The organism is Bradyrhizobium sp. IC4060 (assembly GCF_020193715.1).
GTDB lineage: Bacteria > Pseudomonadota > Alphaproteobacteria > Rhizobiales > Xanthobacteraceae > Bradyrhizobium > Bradyrhizobium yuanmingense.
In genome coordinates this window covers 478,091-496,817 of record NZ_JADYVJ010000003.1, presented here as the reverse complement: position 1 = coordinate 496,817, position 18,727 = coordinate 478,091, and the positions used below count along the sequence as shown (strand labels likewise).

Annotated in this window: 18 protein-coding genes; 9 read left to right on the top strand and 9 right to left on the bottom strand. The window is 64.7% G+C overall.

The genetic code is table 11. From position 1 onward, the window contains the following. Nucleotides 1–184: 184 nt before the first annotated feature. The gene (locus I6F16_RS14165) at nucleotides 185–1,843 is read left to right on the top strand and encodes an HWE histidine kinase domain-containing protein (protein ID WP_225111681.1); all 1,659 of its coding nucleotides are present in this window, start codon (nucleotides 185–187) and stop codon (nucleotides 1,841–1,843) included. Here the strand turns inward: I6F16_RS14165 and I6F16_RS14160 are convergent. The 5 genes from I6F16_RS14160 to I6F16_RS14140 form a co-directional block, all read right to left on the bottom strand. Continuing rightward, entirely contained in the window at nucleotides 1,840–2,448 is a 609-nt protein-coding gene (locus I6F16_RS14160; RefSeq protein ID WP_225173860.1) for a TetR/AcrR family transcriptional regulator, read from the bottom strand. The genes I6F16_RS14165 and I6F16_RS14160 overlap by 4 nt on opposite strands. A 90-nt stretch (nucleotides 2,449–2,538) precedes the next feature. Beyond that, entirely contained in the window at nucleotides 2,539–3,687 is a 1,149-nt protein-coding gene (locus I6F16_RS14155) for an OpgC domain-containing protein (RefSeq protein WP_035998141.1), read from the bottom strand. A 187-nt stretch (nucleotides 3,688–3,874) separates the two neighbouring features. Next, entirely contained in the window at nucleotides 3,875–4,330 is a 456-nt protein-coding gene (locus tag I6F16_RS14150) for a hypothetical protein (RefSeq protein ID WP_057028148.1), read from the bottom strand. Between the two features lie 88 nt (nucleotides 4,331–4,418). After that, nucleotides 4,419–4,790, bottom strand: a complete 372-nt coding sequence (locus tag I6F16_RS14145) for a DUF883 family protein (protein ID WP_035998171.1) — start codon at nucleotides 4,788–4,790, stop codon at nucleotides 4,419–4,421. Nucleotides 4,791–4,868: 78 nt separating this feature from the next. Then, entirely contained in the window at nucleotides 4,869–5,981 is a 1,113-nt protein-coding gene (locus I6F16_RS14140) for an AI-2E family transporter (RefSeq protein WP_035998174.1), read from the bottom strand. 208 nt (nucleotides 5,982–6,189) lie between these two features. On the opposite strand from I6F16_RS14140, the gene I6F16_RS14135 reads away from it, so the two are divergent. The 3 genes from I6F16_RS14135 to I6F16_RS14125 all read left to right on the top strand — a co-directional run bounded on the left by I6F16_RS14135 (nucleotide 6,190) and on the right by I6F16_RS14125 (nucleotide 7,989). Then, entirely contained in the window at nucleotides 6,190–7,005 is an 816-nt protein-coding gene (locus I6F16_RS14135; protein WP_035998178.1) for a L,D-transpeptidase, read from the top strand. A gap of 13 nt (nucleotides 7,006–7,018) precedes the next feature. Continuing rightward, nucleotides 7,019–7,669: a DUF2865 domain-containing protein gene (locus I6F16_RS14130; protein ID WP_225173825.1), complete on the top strand. Its 651-nt coding sequence runs from the start codon at nucleotides 7,019–7,021 to the stop codon at nucleotides 7,667–7,669. 164 nt (nucleotides 7,670–7,833) lie between these two features. Then, nucleotides 7,834–7,989 carry a Thivi_2564 family membrane protein gene (locus I6F16_RS14125; protein ID WP_225173824.1) on the top strand — a complete coding sequence of 52 codons (156 nt, stop codon included), beginning with the start codon at nucleotides 7,834–7,836 and terminating at the stop codon, nucleotides 7,987–7,989. A 129-nt stretch (nucleotides 7,990–8,118) separates the two neighbouring features. Here I6F16_RS14125 and I6F16_RS14120 read toward each other — a convergent pair whose 3' ends face one another. The 4 genes from I6F16_RS14120 to cysD form a co-directional block, all read right to left on the bottom strand. Beyond that, the gene (locus tag I6F16_RS14120) at nucleotides 8,119–8,319 is read right to left on the bottom strand and encodes a CsbD family protein (protein WP_008546815.1); all 201 of its coding nucleotides are present in this window, start codon (nucleotides 8,317–8,319) and stop codon (nucleotides 8,119–8,121) included. Nucleotides 8,320–8,513: 194 nt separating this feature from the next. Beyond that, nucleotides 8,514–10,679 carry a malate synthase G gene (locus I6F16_RS14115; protein WP_225173823.1) on the bottom strand — a complete coding sequence of 722 codons (2,166 nt, stop codon included), beginning with the start codon at nucleotides 10,677–10,679 and terminating at the stop codon, nucleotides 8,514–8,516. A gap of 354 nt (nucleotides 10,680–11,033) precedes the next feature. Continuing rightward, entirely contained in the window at nucleotides 11,034–12,950 is a 1,917-nt protein-coding gene (cysC, locus tag I6F16_RS14110; protein ID WP_225139305.1) for an adenylyl-sulfate kinase, read from the bottom strand. 14 nt (nucleotides 12,951–12,964) lie between these two features. Next, entirely contained in the window at nucleotides 12,965–13,759 is a 795-nt protein-coding gene (cysD, locus tag I6F16_RS14105) for a sulfate adenylyltransferase subunit CysD (protein WP_035998209.1), read from the bottom strand. 244 nt (nucleotides 13,760–14,003) lie between these two features. Between cysD and cysG the strand changes: the two genes are divergently transcribed. The 5 genes from cysG to I6F16_RS14080 are packed head-to-tail and all read left to right on the top strand — an operon-like array spanning nucleotide 14,004 to nucleotide 18,633. Further along, nucleotides 14,004–15,428: a siroheme synthase CysG gene (gene cysG, locus I6F16_RS14100; RefSeq protein ID WP_225111684.1), complete on the top strand. Its 1,425-nt coding sequence runs from the start codon at nucleotides 14,004–14,006 to the stop codon at nucleotides 15,426–15,428. Beyond that, nucleotides 15,425–15,742 carry a DUF2849 domain-containing protein gene (locus tag I6F16_RS14095; protein WP_036036910.1) on the top strand — a complete coding sequence of 106 codons (318 nt, stop codon included), beginning with the start codon at nucleotides 15,425–15,427 and terminating at the stop codon, nucleotides 15,740–15,742. The genes cysG and I6F16_RS14095 overlap by 4 nt, the downstream gene beginning before the upstream one ends. An 11-nt stretch (nucleotides 15,743–15,753) precedes the next feature. Continuing rightward, on the top strand, nucleotides 15,754–17,409 hold the full coding sequence (locus tag I6F16_RS14090) for a nitrite/sulfite reductase (RefSeq protein WP_225111685.1): 1,656 nt from the start codon (nucleotides 15,754–15,756) through the stop codon (nucleotides 17,407–17,409). Next, entirely contained in the window at nucleotides 17,396–17,911 is a 516-nt protein-coding gene (locus I6F16_RS14085; RefSeq protein ID WP_035998199.1) for a DUF934 domain-containing protein, read from the top strand. Before I6F16_RS14090 ends, I6F16_RS14085 begins: the two co-directional genes overlap by 14 nt. Further along, entirely contained in the window at nucleotides 17,908–18,633 is a 726-nt protein-coding gene (locus I6F16_RS14080; protein ID WP_109142443.1) for a phosphoadenylyl-sulfate reductase, read from the top strand. Before I6F16_RS14085 ends, I6F16_RS14080 begins: the two co-directional genes overlap by 4 nt. Nucleotides 18,634–18,727 lie beyond the last annotated feature (94 nt).

The following is an 18,727-nucleotide window of genomic DNA, read 5'->3' as shown; positions in this document are numbered from 1 at the left end:
TCATCCCGGCCAGACCATCGGCCGGGCGGATTAAGCTTTTCAGGCGACCTAAGTTGCGTACTGATGCCTCCTCCTTCATTATCTCCGCCACTGGGGTTTACCCTGCTTCGGCCTCTGGCCGTTCGAGCGGCGTTCATGTGCTCCGTGTTCATTGCCGACCTCCTGCTTTCGCCTGAGTAATCGCGTGGTCAGGCTGGGTTTCATCATCGGCTTCATCGCTCTGCTCGGGGCCTTGCTCTCCGGGCTTGCGGCTTATCGCGTCCACGACCAGGAGCTGGCGCTGGACCGGATCGCGCTAGCGCGGGCGATCGACGTGCATGCGAGCCTGGTTCAGGACCGCCTGACCGAGCGGGAGCTGCTCGCGCGTGTCGCCTCGGGCCTGTTCCGCGCGCCGTCGGTGATCAAGCCGAACATGCTGGAGCCGCTGCGCTCGGCGATCTACGCCTTCAAGACCGACTTTGTGGTGGCCGGCTGGATCGCCCGGCTGAAGCCGAACGAGCTTGCGGACGCGCAAGCCGCCATCGCCAGCGCCGGCTTCCCGAATCCGCAGATCCGCTCGTTTGACGACAAGCCGATCAATCCTGCCGACGTCACCCAGCCGATCGACGTGCTGTTGGATCTCGAGCCGCGCAGCAACGAGACCACGGCCTTGCCCGGCCGCAGCTACGATCAGGATCCGGTTCGCAGCGCGATGCTGACGCGGGCGCGCGCCCAAAAGAAGTCGGTTGCCTCCGACCCGGTGCCGTTGATCCGCGGAAACGGTCCGATCGGCATCATCGTGGCCGCGCCAGTCGTTCCCGAGGGTGCGACGGAGCCGGCCGGCTTCGTCACATTTTCCTACGAGCTCGCCTCGCTGATGCTGGCCAATGACGACATGTCGCTGTTCGCGGTGGCGCTCAGGGATCCGCGCAAGGACGGCGGCGAGCTGATCGCCAACGATCAGGGCGTGGTCTCGACCCGGATCGCGGCGGCGGACGGGGCGCCGTCGGCGATGCGCACGGTGAGCTTCGGCGGCCGCGATTGGCAGCTCGGCTATTACGCGAAGACCAATTCGGTACGCCGCGCCGAGCAGACCGCCATCATCGTGGCGGCGATCGGCTTTGCCATCACCGCAATGGTGTGCGGCCTGTTCGGTTACGTCGCCTACAACAATCTGCGGCTCAGCCGGGAGATCCAGGTCAGGATCGGCTTCGAGCGGCGGTTGACCGCGGTGATCGACGAGCTCAACCACCGCGTCAAGAACATCCTGGCGGTGATCCAGTCGATCGTGACGCGCACCTTGCGCCACGGCTCGGACATCGACATCGCGCGCGAGCTCCTGATCGGGCGCATCCACGCCATGTCCAATGTGGTCTCGCTGCTCAGCGAGAGCCAGTGGCAGGGCGTCAAGTTGAAGGGCCTGTTCGAGGCGCGCGCGATTCCGCATGCCGATCGCATCGCCGTCACCGGCCCCGACATCGCGGTCAGCGCGCGTGCCGCACAAAGCCTGTCGCTGCTGTTCTTCGAGCTCGCCTCGCATTCCGACGAGGGCCTGTCGCTGGTCGGCAAGCATCCGCACATCACCGCCAACTGGACGGTGACCGGCGAGGAGGGCGATGAGGTCTTCCATTTCCGCTGGGAGGAGTTCAACACCAGCGAGGCGACGCGCCGGCCCGATTCCGATTTCGGCCTGATCCTGCTCGACCGCGTCGCGCCCGAGGCGCTGGGGGGGACCGCCAAGCGCTTCTTCACCGACGTCTCCTACGTCTATGAATTGACCGCGCCGATGGAGACGGTGGTCGACATGACCGAGCGCGACCGCACGGACAAAATCTCGGCGCCGGTCAGGCCGGTGCGAAGCTAGCCCTTCGGCCGTAACACCAGATCGATGAGGCTGCGCGCGTAGCCGGGTGTGATCGGCGCGATGCCGAAGATATAGCGGTAGAACAGGCTGCCATAGATCGCGTCGTATAGATTTTCGGGGGGACCCTCGGCCTGAATGCTGCCGTCCTTCTGGCCGGCGGCGATCATGTCCACCAGCGCGTCGCGGCGGAATTGCAGGTACCGGGCGTAGAACAGCTCGGCCGACCCGGTCTTGGAGATGCATTCGGAGACGACGGCGAGCTGGACCTTGCCGAACTCGCCCTGCAGCGCCTCGGCATAGGCAGCGGCGTGGCGCCGCGCGCGCGCCGCGGGCGTGCCGGCGCTCGCGGGCGGCAGCGGCAGCATCTGCGACGCATGGTGGAGGAAGGCGTCGATCAGCAGCGCTTCCCGCGACGGCCACCATTTGTAGATCGTCATCTTGGACACGCTGGAGTGCCGTGCGATCGCATCGATGGTGGTGGCGGCAAGGCCGGTGGTCGCCATCAGTGCATAGGCGCTTTCGAGGATGGCGTTGGTGGTCTCGATCGACCTTGGCCGGCCGCGCCGGGGCGCGCGCTCCGCCTCTTCACGCCCGTCTTTCGCCATCGCCACGCCCGGTCTCCTCACGCAGGGTCCCGGCATAGCCCAGGGGCGGCATTCGGCCTAGCAGAATCGCACGATTTCGTCGCGAAGCGATCAGCTCTGGGCCTGCTGCCGCAGGGCTGCCGGCAGATCCTGCCGTTTCGACCAGGCGATGTAGTAGGCGAGCCCGGTCATCGCCGCGAAGCCGGTGATGCTCACCGCCACCTGCATCACCGCCAGGTTCGGCCCGGTGATCAGGATGAGGTGGCCAGCGAAGGATAGGAACACGGCGACGCAGAATACCGCGAGCCATTCCTCACCACATGCGATCACCGCTTGCAGCGGTTTCCATCTCAGGCCGGGGTGATCTGCCGGAATGAGATGGGTGGCAATGAATGCGAGGGCGAGGAAGTGGACCACCCGATAGGGAGCGAGGTTTTCCTTGTCGGTCGGAGCGATGCTGTTGAGGAGCAGATCGGGCAGGTAAGCCGACAGCGCCGGCGAATGGCGCATCAAGGTGACGGCCATCGCGAAGACCAGGTAGGCGCCGGCGAGGATCCGCAGCCAGGACATGCCGTGCAGCGCACGTCCCGGAGCGCCCGTCACGGCGAACCAGCCGCCCAGCACCATCAACATCTGCCAGCACAGCGGATTGAAGGTCCATTCCCCGTCCGGATAGATCCGAAAATTCCAGTCGAACCAGCGTGCGGCGAGATACAGCGCGACCGATGCCGCCAGCGTCAGGTTCGGGCCCCGCAGCAGGCCCCACAACGCGAACGGAAAGAACGCCATCAGCGGGACCATCAGCTGCAGCAGGTCGAGGTTCAGCGGCTCTTCCTGGAGCACGAGACCGCGGACCAGGATGCGCAGTGGATGCTCGAGAATTCCGGAGATGTTGTATTGGTGGATGATCTCCGGCGCCATCGATTGCCTGGCGACATAGGCGATGGCATCGATATAGATCACGAACAGCACGACATAGGCGGCATAGAGCCGCCAGACCCGGCGAAAGATGCGCGTCGCCGCGACCAAGTAGCCGCGTTCCAGCGCCATCCTGCCATGGATGATGGCGACCCCGTAGCCCACCACGAACACGAACAGGTCCGCCGCGCCGCTGAAGCCGAAATTGCGCAGCGTCAGCAGGTTGACGACGTTGTTGGGAATATGGTCGACGAATATGGACCAATTGGCGATGCCGAGCGTCAGATAGAGCCTGGCGTCATGCTGGAATGCGGCGAGGTTCGCCTTGACGGACGGTTTCATTGAGCAAAATAGCTTTGGGAATCAGGATGATGCTTTTAACGGCAACCGCCTGCTCGTCCGAGTAGCGTTTGCGTGAGCGGCAAGGCAATCGCGCCGAACGGCGCAGACTGCGGCCCTCGCCTACTATCGAAGTAGGATAGATGCGCCGGAAGGACTTACGACGAAATTTTCTACCCAGCTCCGACCTCTACTCGGCAGGTTCGGCCGACACCTCGTCGGACACGCCGGCGCGGCTCGCCAGGATGCCCAGGGCGACGCCCCCGATCGCCAGGATCGGCAGCAGCCGCTTGACGCCGATGGCACGAACGATCTGGAGCCCGGTGGCGAGGAGCATCGGATCTGCAAGCATGCTCTGCGCGGCCGATTTCGCGGCGCGCTCGGCCGCGATCTGGGCGCGTTTCTGCACCTCGCGCTTGTAGCTCCAATAGGAGCCTGCCGCGGCCAGGGTCAGCAGGAAGAAGATGCCGGCGCCGGCAAGACAAGCCTGCACCGGGCCATATTTCTGCAGCACCCAAATGAAGACGGCGGCACAGAGGAAGCCTGTGGTCACGAGCAGCGCGAAGGCAGCGCCCGCGGCAAGGGAGGTCAGCCGAACCGTCGTGCCGGTTGATGCGCTGATGCCGTCGATGATGCGCTGAAACATGGCCTTGCTCCTCAATCCCCGCCAGCCGAATGGTCACGAGCCGACAGCGGCGGCGTGCCGCCGCCGTATCAAATGGGCGTCGACATCCTTAGCGACGCCAGGCGACGCCGATCAGGAAGCCGATGCCGAGCGCCAGCCCGACGGTCGCCAGCGGCCGCTGCGTGATCGCCTCTTCCAGCGTCTCCTCGATCGAGCCGTAGGCGTCATGTGCAGCTTCCATCATCGCGCTGCCGCGCTCGGACATGTCGTCCATCGCGGAGTCCATGTTCTCGCGCGCCTGGCGATAGCCGCGGCGAGCCTGCTTGCTGGTGGAGTTGGCGAAAGTATTGAGCGCGTCGGTGATCTGGTCGGTGAGGGCGGCGATATCGCTTTTCACGGCTGCTACATCCTTTTCGAGGCGGTCTCGGGTGGCTTTGTCGGTCCAGTCTCTCATCCCGGCTTCGGCATTGGGCGTGGACATCGGGAGCTCCGAACTGTTGACGGCTGAGATGGGCGGAGAACGTTTCGTCGCCGGGTAAGTTCCGTTCGCTGAAACCGGTCAGGCTTGCGGCAGCTGCGGCGAATTCTCCGGCAGCAGGTGGTCCTTCAGGATCAGCGCCACGATCAGGAGCGGCGAGGACAGGAACGCGCCCATCGGCCCCCACAGCCAGGTCCAGAATGCGAGCGCGAGCAGCACGGCGAGCGCGTTCAGGGCGAGCCGCCGCCCGATGATCGTCGGCGTGATGAAGTGACCCTCGAGAAAGGTGAGGCCACCGAAGGCGAGCGCGGCCATCAGGCCGCCGCCGAGGGTCGGGAAGGCGATCAGCCCGACCACGACCAGCACCACGAACATCGCCACGGGCCCGATGATCGGGATGAAGTTGAGCGTGGCCGCCAGTGCGCCGAGCCCGGCCGGATTGGGCATTCCGGTCAGCGCACAGATCAGGCCGGTGGCGACGCCGACGCCGACATTGATGAGGGTGACGGTCAGCAGATAATTGCCGAGATGGACCTCGATCTCGTTGAGGATCCGGAGCGTGCGCAGCCGCGCGTCGTGATTGCTGAAGGTCATGATCATGGCCCGCCGCAGGTCGCGCCAGCTTGCGATGAACAGGATCAGGGTGACGAAGAACAGCAGGAATTCGGTAAAGGTCGGTGACAGGAATTCCAGCGTCGGCTGCACCCACTCGATCTTGGGCATGTGCAGGCTCGGCAATCCCTCCGAGCCGCCGAGCATGGCTTGCAGCTCCCGCCAGAGCGCAAGCGGCCGGTCGAACACGTGCAGCTTGTCCTTCAATTGCGCGCCGAGCTCTGGCAGGCGCGTGCTCCACGCCATGACCGGCGAAGCGATCAACGCGACGGCGAAAGCGACCACCGCGCTCACTGCGACCACGATCAGCACGGCGCCGACGCTGCGTGGGACCTTGCTTCGCTCCAGGAAGGTGGCCGCCGGCGACAGCATGGTCCCGATGACGAACGCCATCACGACCGGCAGGAAGAACGCCCGGCCGACATAGAGCACGGCGACGATGGCGATCAGCAACAGCCCGGCGAGCGCGAACGCGACGAATTCAGTGCGGCGGATCACCGGCGGCAGCTCGACATGGCTCTCGGGAAGCGGATCGCCTTCGCTGTTGCCGGAAATCAAACGTTCACTGGGTAGGACGCGCACAATATCTCTCCCGCACGGAATCCGTGATCCGCGCGCCCATTGATGACGTGACTAATGCTTGGGCGGCGTGCTGGTTCCATCGCGGCTTCGTGAACGGATGCTCGCTTGACTGTGACGTCGCTGCCGCACGCTGCGCCGGAACTTCGATCGAGGCGGCGGAGTTTGTTGAGGCAGCGCATCACCTGATGCACATCCAACGGGGCAGCTCATGACAAAGTTGTTTGCAGTCCGTCGCAGCTTCTCGCCGCGCGCCGTCGGCGCGTTCGCCTTCGCAACCGCTCTTCTCGCAGTGCCGGTGGGCACCGCAAGCGCCCAAACCTTCGGCTATGCGCCGATGCAGCGGGTGTATCCGCAGGACCTTTACTCGCAGGGCCAATACTTGCAGGGCCAACACTTGCAGGACCAAGGCTATTCGCAGGATGACATCAACGAGGCGCCGCAGGTCGCCGATGAGGATGCCCAATTGCCCGACCGGCTGCGCAGGCAGATCGTCGGCTTCGACCGGAGCGAGCCGGCCGGTACCATCGTCATCGATACCAACAGCACCTATCTCTATTACGTGCTCGGAGGCGGCCGCGCGATCCGCTACGGCGTCGGCGTCGGCCGCGAGGGCTTTACCTGGTCGGGCGTGCAAAGCGTCAGCCGCAAGGCCGAGTGGCCGGACTGGCATCCGCCGGCTGAGATGATCGCGCGCCAGCCCTATCTGCCGCGCTTCGTCGCCGGCGGGCCCGGCAACCCGCTCGGTGCGCGCGCGATGTATCTCGGCTCGAGCCAATACCGCATCCACGGCACCAATGATCCCTCCACCATCGGCAAGTTCGTCTCGTCCGGCTGCATCCGCATGACCAACGAGGACGTCGTCGACCTGTATAGCCGCGTCAATGTCGGCGCCAAGGTCGTGGTGCTGCCGAAGAACGCGCCGTTAATGGCGAAGGGAGGTGATCCCGTGCGCAAGCGTCCGGCCGTGACGACACTGCCTTCGGGTCGGCAGGCGCTGAACATGACCACGTCGGCCGTGAATTAGTCTGCGAGGTCCTATGGCGAGACGGCTGATTGACAAACTGGCGGGCGGAGCGGCGATTGTCGTCGTCGTCTCCAGCGGGCTGGCGATGGCGCCGTCGGCGCATGCGCAGGATTTCTTCTCGGGCCTGTTCGGCGGCTTTCGGATGAGGCCACCGCCGGAAATCCGGATGCCTTTCCCCACCGACGATATGCCGCGCTATGAGGCGCCACGCCAGCGCGCGTCCTACGGCGGCGGCACCGCCTATTGCGTGCGCAGCTGCGACGGTCGCTACTTCCCGGCACAAGGCAATGATGCCGAGAGCAAGGCGCAATCTTGCAAGAGTTTCTGCCCTGCCTCGGAAACCTCGCTGGTCTACGGCGGCAACATCGACGATGCCACGACGGAGAAGGGAAAATCCTATTCGGATCTGCCCAACGCATACCGCTATCGCAATGAGATCGTCGCGGGTTGCACCTGCAACGGCAAGAACCCGGTGGGGCTCGCATCCGTCAAGGTCGAGGACGATCCGACCCTGCGCAAGGGCGATATCGTCGCCGGCGCCAATGGTTTAGTGGTCGCCAGCCGCAATGCCAACGACCGCCGCGGCGTTGCGATGAATTTCTCGCCGCTGCCGGATTCAGTGCGCGCGAGATTCCGCCAGGTCCCCGTGGTAGCGAAAGAGTAGGAAACGCCGCATCTGTCGGCCTCCGAACCTTGTCGGACGGCAAATGCCGGATTGGCCTGCCGCGGAGACGGCCTCATGAGATCGCGCGGAGGGTTTCCGAGATGGAACCGGCTTGGGTGCAGCGCGTTAGAACAGCGTAGCAATTGCCTGAAGGGGGCCTCGCGATGCTGGTTGGCGTACTCGTCACCTTTCTCGTCGTCATTCTTGTGCTCTATCTCATCAACATGCTGACAATGGACGGCCGCGCCAAGCAGATCGCGCGCGTCATCGTCATCATCATCGGCATTGTTTCGCTGCTGAAATACCTGGCGGTGTTCTAGCAATCGCAGCCCGGACAAGCGAAGCGGTATCCGGGCCGCAGCGAAGGTCCCGGATCGCACTTCACGCCCGCCGGGGCTACACCTCAAATCAAAAGCCCCGGCTTTCGCCGGGGCTTCGTTCGTGCTGCTTCAGTGCAGCGACTTCAGCCAGTCGTCGACATCCTGACGGACCTGGTCCTTGGCCTTGCCGTAACGCTCCTGCAACCGGCCCTCAAGCTGCTCGCGGCGGCCCTCGATCAGTTGGAGGTCGTCGTCAGTGAGCTTGCCCCATTTCTCCTTGGCCGATCCCTTGAACTGCTTCCAGTTTCCTTCGATCCGATTCCAGTCCATGACCATCTCCCGTTGGTTGATGGCCCGACAACGCGAGGCGCACGCAGCCTGTTCCGTGACACAGCGCGACGTTTCCCCAACAAAAAAGCCCCGGGTTCGGCCGGGGCTTTCGATGTTCCGTGACTCTGCTCAGCCGAGCGCCTCTTTATCCAAGAGCCTCTTTTATCGAAGAGCCTCTTTATGCAAGAGCCTTTTTATGCAAGAGCCTTGGCCTCGCGGCGGCGCGCGGTGAGGATGTATTCGGTGTAGCCGTTCGGCTGCTCCCGCCCCTTGAAGATGAGGTCGCAGGCGGCCTTGAAGGCGACGCCGTCGAAGGCGGGCGCCATCGGCTTGTAGATGGGATCATCCGCGTTCTGCTTGTCGACGACGACGGCCATGCGCTTAAGCGATTCCATCACCTGCGCCTCGGTGATGACGCCCTGATGCAGCCAGTTGGCAAGGTGCTGGCTGGAAATGCGCAAGGTGGCGCGGTCTTCCATCAGGCCGACGTCGTGGATGTCGGGCACCTTCGAGCAGCCGACGCCCTGGTCGATCCAGCGCACGACATAGCCCAGGATGCCCTGGCAATTATTGTCGATCTCCTGCCTGACGTCATCGGGCGCCCAGTTCGACTTCGACACCGGAATGGTGAGGATGTCGGACAGCTTTGCGCGCGGTCCGCCCTTGGCGAGTTCCTCCTGGCGCGCGATGACGTTGACCTGGTGGTAGTGCAGCGCGTGCAGCGTCGCCGCGGTCGGCGAGGGCACCCAGGCGGTGGTGGCGCCGGCCTGCGGATGGCCGAGCTTCTGGGCCAGCATGTCCGCCATCTTGTCGGGCGCGGCCCACATGCCCTTGCCGATCTGGGCGTGGCCGGGCAGGCCATCGATCAGGCCCATGTCGACGTTCCAGTCCTCATAGGCCTTGATCCAGGCCTGCGCCTTCATCTCGTTCTTGCGGATCATCGGACCCGCTTCCATCGAGGTGTGGATCTCGTCGCCGGTGCGGTCGAGGAAGCCGGTGTTGATGAACATGATGCGCTTGGAGGCGCGCTGGATGCAGGCCTTGAGGTTGACGGTGGTGCGTCGCTCCTCGTCCATGATGCCGACCTTGAGCGTGTTCTCGGGCAGGCCGAGCATCTTCTCGACGCGGTCGAAAATCTCGCAGGTCAGCGAGACCTCGTCCGGGCCGTGCATCTTCGGCTTCACGATGTAGGCAGAACCGGTGCGGCTGTTCTTGACCTTGGAATTGCCCTTGAGGTCGTGGATCGCGAGCAGGCCAGAGACCGCGGCATCGAGCAGACCTTCTGGAATCTCTTCGCCTTTCTCGTCGAGCACGGCGTCGGTGAACATGTGGTGACCGCAATTGCGCATCAGGAGGAGGCTGCGGCCGTGCAGCTTGAGCTCGCCCTTGCCGCCGGGAGTCTTGTAGCTGCGGTCGGCGTTGAGTGAGCGGGTCAGCGTCTTGCCGCCCTTCTCGAAATCGGCCGACAACGTGCCGTTCATCAGGCCGAGCGTGTTGCGGTAGACCAGCACCTTGTCCTCGGCATCGACCGCGGCGACCGAGTCCTCCATGTCCAGAATGGTGGAGACCGCAGCCTCCATGATCATGTCGGCGACGCCGGCCGGATCGTCCTTGCCGATCGCGCTGCTGCGGTCGATCTTGACCTCGATATGCAGGCCGTTGTTGACGAGCAGCACGGCGCTCGGCGCGGCTGGATCGCCCTGGAAGCCCGCGAACTGCGCGGCATTCTTCAGGGCGGTGGCGTTGCCGCTCTTCAGCTTCACCGCGAGCTGGCTCGCGACGACACTATAGCCGGTCACGTCGGTGTGGCTGCCGGTCGCGAGCGGCACGGCGTTATCGAGGAACGCCTTGGCCTTGGCGATCACCTTGTCGCCGCGTGCCTTGTTGTAGCCCTTGCCGCTCTCGGACGGATCATGCGGAATCGCATCGGTACCGTAGAAGGCGTCATAGAGCGAGCCCCAGCGTGCGTTCGCCGCGTTCAGCGCGTAGCGCGCATTGGTGAGCGGCACGACGAGCTGCGGGCCGCAGATCTTGCCGATCTCCTCGTCGACATTGGCGGTCTCGACCTTCTGCGTCGCCGGCTCCGGGACGAGATAGCCGATCTCCTTGAGGAAGGCGGTATAGGCATCGAGGTCGAACGCCTTGCCCTTGCCCGCGCGGTGCCAGTCGTCGATCTTGGCCTGCAGATTGTCGCGGAATGCGAGCAGCTCGCGGTTCTTCGGTCCCAGCTCCTTGATGATGCCGGCAAGCCCGGCCCAGAACGCATCCGGCGCGATCCCGGTTTTCGGGGCCGCTTCCTTGGCGATGAAGTCAAACAGGACGGGTGCGATCTTCAATCCGTGGGCGTCGACTCGTTTCATGATGGGCTTTCTTGTTGGAAATGGCTGTTTTTGGCTGCTTTTGACCCGACAGCAGCAAAATGCGCCCGCGCGGGGCAGCTTTCGGGGGCCTATTAGCCCCAAAAAAGAGGCCGTGAGAAGACCCCCGGGAGCTTGTCAAAATGTCAAGGAGAGGTGGGAGACGGTCCCACGCACCGGTGTCATTCCCCGCGACCCGGCTACGCTAAGGCTTCGCCGAGGTTGAGGTCTAGGGGCGCCGAAGCTTTAGCGAAGGCGGCAAGCGGGGAATCCAGTACGCTGCGGCTTCTTCGTATTCCAACGCTGTCTCTGGAATACTGGGTCGCCCGGCCGAGCCGGGCGACGACTAGGGCGGCCTCAAATATTCGCAGCGAGGTCAACGAGCTCGTCGAACAGCACGCCTGATGCCTTCAGCATCTGCTCGATCTCGTCGGCCGCTTCCGCAACCGTCCGCTTCGACGTATCGATCACCAGCTCGGCGGCCTCAGGCTTCTCGTAGTCGTTGCCAATGCCAGTGAACGAGGCGAGCGCGCCGGCGCGGGCTTTCTTGTAATGGCCCTTGGGATCGCGCTCCTCGCACACCTCGGCGGGCGTCGCGACATGGATTTCGCGAAACGCGGTGTCGGCGATGCGACGCGCGGCGGCGCGATCTTCGCGCGCGGGCGAGACCGCCGCGACGATGGCGATGTGGCCGTTGCGGGCGAGATGCGTCGCGACCTCGGCGAGGCGGCGGATGTTCTCGCTGCGATCAGTGGCGGAGAAGCCGAGATCGCTGTTGAGCCCGGCGCGCAGCGTGTCGCCATCGAGCAGGATCGGCGAGCCGCCATTGGTGAAGAGACGCCGCTCCAGCGCCCGCGCCAGCGTCGACTTGCCGGAAGCCGGCAGGCCGGTAAGCCAGACCACGGCGCCATTGTGGCGGTAGCGGGCTGAACGCTCGTCGCTGCGCAGCGCCGATTCCACCGGCACGATGTCGACAGGCACGGCACGCTGGCCGGCATCGACCGACAGCACCAGGCCACCGCCGGCGATGCGCCCGGACACCTCGATCACGAGGCGGCCGGTGCGCGGATTTTCGGTGTAGGGATCGGTCGCGATCGGATTGGACAGGGAGATGTCGATCTCGCCGACATGGTTGCGGCCGATCGCCTTGTTCTCGCTGCTCGAGAGCTCGCCGGGATCGACCGCCTTCTCGATGGCGACCACGGTGGCGCGGCTTTCCTTGGGGCCGCAGCGCACCAAAAGCTGGTCGCCCTTGGCAAGCGGCTTGTCGTGCAGCCAGAAGATGCGCGCGCGCAGCCGCCGCGTCTCGCGCGGGGCGCTGCCCGCATGCGCGATGATGTCGCCGCGCTCGATGAACAATTCGCGGTCGAGCGTGATGCCGACCGAGCGGCCGGCGCCCTGACGGCCCGCTACCGGCGTCGCCGGCCAGCTCTCGACCGTCTTGATCTTGGCGATCTTACCGGCCGGCATGATCACGATCTCGTCGCCGGCAATCAGGCTGCCGGATTCGATGCGGCCGGCGACGATGCGGCGGTCGTCGAACTTGTAGATCGCCTGCACCGGCAGCCGCAGCGCCAGCGCTTCCAGCGGACGCGCCGGCTCGAGGTGATCAAGCGCCTCGACCACGGTCGGTCCCTTGTACCAAGAGATGCGGTCGGTGCGCATCGCAACGCCGTCGCCGTCACGCGCGGAAATCGGGATCACGGCCGTGGGCGTCACGCCGAGGCCGTTCAGATGCGCGGAGATCTCGTCGCTGATGTCCTTGAAGCGTGCGGCGGAGAAATCGACGCGGTCCATCTTGTTGACGACGACGGCGACCTGCTTCACCCCGAGCAGATGCAGGAGATAGCCGTGCCGCCTGGTCTGGTCGCGCACGCCCTCCAGCGCGTCGATGATCAGCACCGCACCGTCGGCCTGCGAGGCGCCGGTGATCATGTTGCGGAGGAATTCGGCGTGGCCGGGCGCATCGATCAGCACGATGTCGCGCGAATTGGTGCGGAAGCGGATCTGGGTGGTGTCGATGGTGATGCCCTGGTCGCGCTCGGTCTGCAGCGCGTCGAGCAGGAACGACCATTCGAACGGCATGCCGCGCCGCGCGCTGACGGCCTTGAGCATTTCGAGCTTGCCCTCGGGCAGGCTGCCGGTTTCATGCAGGAGGCGGCCGACCAGGGTCGACTTGCCGTGGTCAACATGGCCGACGATGACGATGCGGACCTGGGGACGCGTGGTGCCGTTCGGCGTGCCGGGCGAGGCTGACGTGACGATCATGTTCATGGCCGCGTCCTTGATCAGAGATAGCCGGCGACGCGAAGGCGCTCGAAGGCGTCCTCGGTCTCGTGGTCGAGCGCGCGCCCCGAGCGCTCCGGCACCTTGGTCTGTTCGAGCTCGATCAGGATCTCGTCGATGTTCGAGGCATTCGAGGCAACCGGATTGGTGATGTCCTGGTCACCCAGCGAGCGATAACGCTTGCCGTTCTTGGCAAGGTACAGCGGAATGATCGGGATGTTCTCGCGCTTGGTGTAGGCCCAGATGTCGGCCTCGGTCCAATGCAGGATCGGATGGATGCGCAGATGCGCGCCTTGCGGCGGCGAGGCGTTGAAATGATCCCAGAATTCCGGCGGCTGGTCGCGCACGTCCCAATTGCCCTCCAAGCCGCGCGGCGAGAACACCCGCTCCTTGGCGCGCGTTGCTTCCTCGTCGCGGCGGATGCCGGCGATCAGGCCGTCAAAGCCATACTTTGCGAGCGCCATCTTGAGGCCCTCGGTCTTGCGCGCGGCGGAACGGGCGGCCGGCGGCAGCGTTGGGTCGACGGCATCGATCGGCGGGCAGGGCTCGACGCGCAGATCGAGATCCCATTCCTTGCCGTAATGATCGCGGAAGCGATACATCTCCGGAAACTTCTTGCCGGTATCGACGTGCAGGGCCGGGAACGGCATCTTGCCGAAGAAGGCTTTCCGCGCCAGCCAGATCATGACGTTGGAGTCCTTGCCGAGTGACCACAACAGGGCAATCTTCTTCAGCCGGGCAAAGGCCTCACGGAAGATGTAGATGCTCTGCGCTTCGAGCTGGTCGAGATGGTCCATGCTCGAGGCAAGTTCGGCAGCAAATTCTTGCGCGCGCACGCGCTCAGCCAGCGCCGGATTGCTCAGTCGATCAGCAGCGGAATCGTCCTTGAGAAGATGCATCTCTGCCACTTTGCGTTTGGAGGCGAAAATTCTATAGTTGCGGTGCGGAAGAGAAGAAAAAATTTTCTCTTTGCGCGCTCGAAACGAGACATATATAGAAAATAATTCCAGTCAACCCCGTTTGTGGGGAAGCGAGTATCACATGCGGTTCTTGCCGGTGTTTCTCGATCTCAAGGCCGGCCCGGTGGTCCTCATCGGGACGGGCGAGCTTTTGCGCGCCAAGCTGCGCGTGCTCGTCGCTGCCGGCGCGCGCCTGCGCGTGCATGCGATCGATGGCAATCACGACCTTGGCCTCGGCTCCGAAGACTTGGCGCGCATCGAGATCGCGGCAGGCGATCCGCTCACGGTGGATATTTCCGGCGTCATCGCCGTCGTCTGCGCGGGCGCAGGCGATGTCGGTGTGGCCATGTCGGCTCGCGCCAAGGCGGCTGGCCTGCCCGTCAACGTCATGGACGACCTCGAGCATTCCAGCTTCATCTTCCCCGCCATCGTCGATCGCGGCGATGTCGTGGTCGCGGTCGGCACCGGCGGCACCTCTCCGGTGGTGGCGCGGCGCGTGCGCGAGAAGATCGAGGCGCTGCTGCCGGCGCGCATTGGCGAGCTCGCCGAGTTCATCGGCACCTTCCGCAAGTCGATCAACGAGCGCATCGCCGAGTTTCCGCTGCGCCGCCGCTTCTGGGAGCGCGTCATCGACGGTCCTATCGGCGCCGCCGTGCTCGCCGGCCGCAACAGCGAAGCCGATGCATCGCTCAAGGCGATCTCCGATCCCACCGCGTTCGCGCGCGCCGACAAGCCGGAAGGCTCCGTCGCGCTGGTCGGCGCTGGCCCCGGCGATCCCGATCTGCTCACCATCAAGGCGCTGCGCGCGCTGCAGGACGCGGACATCGTCTTTTATGACGAGCTGGTCTCGCCCGAGATTCTCGACCGCATTCGCCGCGACACCACGCGCGTTGCGGTCGGCCGCCGCGTCGGCAAGCCCGGCATCGGCCAGGACGCCATCAACAAGCGCATGATCGAGGCCGCGCAATCGGGCCAGCGCGTCGTGCGGCTGAAGGGCGGCGATCCCTTCGTGTTCGGCCGCGGCGGCGAAGAGGTGGAAGCGTTGCGCGCCGCCGGCGTCGCCTATTCGATCATTCCCGGCATCACCGCAGGGCTCGGCGCCGCTGCCGATTTCGAGGTGCCGCTCACTTATCGTCACGAAGCGACCCGCATCACCTTCCTCACCGCACACAAGGCCCGCGATGCAGAGAACGTGGATTGGTCGACACTGACCGACACCAAGATGACCGTTGTGGTCTACATGGGCATGACCGCAGCGCCCGCCGTGCGCGCAGGCTTGTTCGCGGCCGGCCGCTCGCCGGAGACGCCGGTCGGCGTGTTCGCCCGCGTCACGCGGCCCGATGCGCAAGGCGCAATTGGCACGCTGCGCGATCTGCCGGAACTGGTGCGGCGGATCCATGGCGGTCCCGCCATCCTCATCATCGGCGACGTGGTCCGGCATGCCGGCTCGCTTCGCCGCCAGACACCCAAACAAATCATCTCTGACCTATTGGATGCAGCCGAATGACCTCTCCGCTCGAACAAAAGAAGATCCGTATCGCCGGCCCCTCGGTCGTGACCGCCAACCGCACCTGGGACGGCATCGTGGTCTACCGCACCGCCGCCAAGAGCTGGTCCGCCGAGCTGTCGGAAGCCGCGATCGTGCGCAACTCCGACGAGGCCAAGGCGTTGCTTGCGGAAGCCGTGGCCGATGACGTCGGCGCCATCGGCCCCTATATCGCGCCGGTGCAGATCGGCGACGATGGCAAGGTCCTGCCCGGCAATCTGCGCGAACAGATTCGCCGCACCGGCGTCACCATCGGACAGCCGGCCCAGGTTTAAGGCACCCACTTATGTATGCTTACGACGAAATCGACCGCACGCTCGTCAACGAGCGCGTCTCGGAGTTCCGCGACCAGGTGAAGCGGCGCCTGTCCGGCGAGCTCACGGAGGACGAGTTCAAGATCCTGCGTTTGCAGAACGGCGTCTATCTGCAGCTGCACGCTTATATGTTCCGCGTCGCGATTCCCTATGGCACACTGGCGACGAACCAGATGCGGGCGCTCGCCCATGTCGCGCGCAAATACGATCGCGGCTACGGCCACTTCACCACGCGGCAGAATATCCAGTTCAACTGGATCAAGCTCGCCGAGCTGCCGGATGCACTCGAAGACCTCGCCAAGGTCGGCATCCACGCGATGCAGACCTCCGGCAACAACATGCGCAACGTCACCTCGGACCAGTGGGCCGGCGTCGCGCCGGGCGAGATCGAGGATCCGCGCATCTGGTCGGAGCTGATCCGCCAGCACACCACGTTGCATCCGGAATTCTCGTTCCTGCCGCGCAAGTTCAAGATCGCGATCACCGCCTCGGACCACGACCGCGCCGCGATCAAGATCCACGACATCGGCCTGCGGCTGATCAAGAACGAGAAGGGCGAGACCGGCTTCGAGGTTCTGGTCGGCGGCGGTCTCGGCCGGACGCCGTTCATCGCCAAGACCATCAAGCACTTCGTGCACGGCCGCGACATCCTCAGCTACATCGAGGCGATCTTACGCGTCTACAATCAGTACGGCCGCCGCGACAACATCTACAAGGCGCGCATCAAGATCCTGGTCCACGAGCTCGGCATCGAGAAATTCTCGCGCGAGGTCGAGGACGAGTGGGAGCACATTCGCAACTCCTCGCTCCAGATCGACGAGGAGGTGATCGAGGACATTCGCTCGCGCTTCACCTATCCGGCCTACGAGAAGCTGCCGCATATGCCGGACGAGCTGCGCCAGGCCGCGGCCGACCCCGATTTCGAGGCATGGCGCAAGAACTCGGTGGCCCCGCACAAGGTGCAGGGTTACTCCATCGTCACGATCTCGCTGAAGCCGACCGGCGGGCCTCCGGGCGATGCCACCGCCGAGCAGATGGACGCGCTGGCAGATCTTGCCGACAAATATTCCTTCGGCGAGATCCGCGTCGGCCACGAGCAGAATCTAGCGCTGCCGCACGTCGCCAAGCGCGACCTGCCGGCACTGTGGAAGGCGCTCGACAAGCTCGGGCTGGCGACGCCCAACGTCAACCTGATCACCGACATCATCGCTTGCCCCGGGCTCGACTATTGCTCGCTGGCGAATGCCCGCTCGATTCCGATCGCGCAGGAGCTGACGCGGCGCTTCGCCAATCACGAGCTCGCTAACCTGATCGGCCGTCTGCACATCAACATCTCCGGCTGCATCAATGCCTGCGGCCATCACCATGTCGGCCATATCGGCATTCTCGGCGTCGAGAAGAACGGCGAGGAGGTCTACCAGATCACCATCGGCGGCCGTGCCGACGAGAACGCCGCGCTCGGCACCCTGATCGGTCCCGGCGTCAAGTTCGACGAGGTCGCCGACGTGGTCGAGGACATCGTGGAAGCCTATCTGGCGCTGCGCGAGCGGCCCGAAGAGCTGTTCATGGACACGGTGAAGCGCCTCGGCGTCGAACCCTTCAAGGAGCGCGTCTATGCCACTCGTTAATGGCGGAAAGATCACGGACGACCGCTTCGTCAAGCTCGCCGTCGACACGCCGCTGCCCGAGGGCGGCGACATCCTGGTGCCCGCCGAGCGCTTCCTCGGCGAGGCCGAGGGCTTGCTCAAGCGCGCCGGAAAGGTCGGGGTGATCTGGCCCAACAATCGCGACATCGCCGAGCTCGTGCCGTATCTCGGCCAGATCGCCGCCGTCGCGCTGGTGTTCCCGACCTTCCGTGACGGACGGGCCTACAGCCAGGCGCGGCTGCTGCGCGAACGCTACAATTACCGCGGCGAATTGCGCGCGACCGGTCAGGTGCTGCGCGACCAGTTCGTGTTCATGCTGCGCGCCGGCTTCGATGCCTTCGAGGTCAAGAAGCAGGCCGATGCGGAGGCCTTCATGCAGACCGCGAAGCGCTATTCGGTGTTCTACCAGCCGACCGGCGATGGCCGCATCACAGCGCTGCACCGGCGCATGCAATTGCGCCACTCCGAAGGGGTCGGCACGTGAACGCGATCGCGCCTCAGGTTTCGCCCGTGTCTGCGCTACCTTCGGCGGACGAGCTCGATCGCGCCTTGCGCGATGCCTCGCCTGCGGAGGTCATTGCCGCGGCGCTGAAGACGGTCGGGCGCGAGAAGCTTGCGCTGGTGTCCTCGTTCGGTACTGAATCGGCGACGCTGTTGAAGGTCATGTCGGATGTCGATCCCGCAATCCCCGTGATCTTTCTCGACACCGGCTGGTTGTTCGAGGAGACGCTGGCCTATCGCGATACGCTCATTGCGACGCTGGGCCTGAAGGACGTTCGCTCGATCAAGCCGGCCGAGGAGACGCTGTCGCGCGAAGATCCCGACCGCGACCTCTGGTTCTCCGATCCCGACGCCTGCTGCCGCATCCGCAAGGTCGAGCCGCTGGCGCGTGCGCTGAAGCCGTTCGGCGCCTGGCTCAACGGCCGCAAGCGCTTTCAGGGCAATGCGCGCGCCGACATTCCGGTCGTCGAGGACGATGGCGCGCGGCTGAAGTTCAATCCCTTCGCCAACGTCTCGCGCGAGGAGATCGAGGCGATCTTCACCCGCGCTAAATTGCCGCGGCACCCTCTGGTTGTGTCAGGATTCCTGTCGGTTGGGTGTATGCCTTGCACCAGCAGAACGACTGAGGGCGAGGATGCACGCGCCGGCCGGTGGCGCGGCCGGGCCAAGACAGAATGCGGCATCCATACGATGAAGACTTCGTAGCACAGTCACGCTGCGAGCTAGCGAACAAGAAAATCGGGTTCCGTTGACACAAGAGCGTTTCGCCACGAGTTATGCCTGCCGTCGATGACGCCGA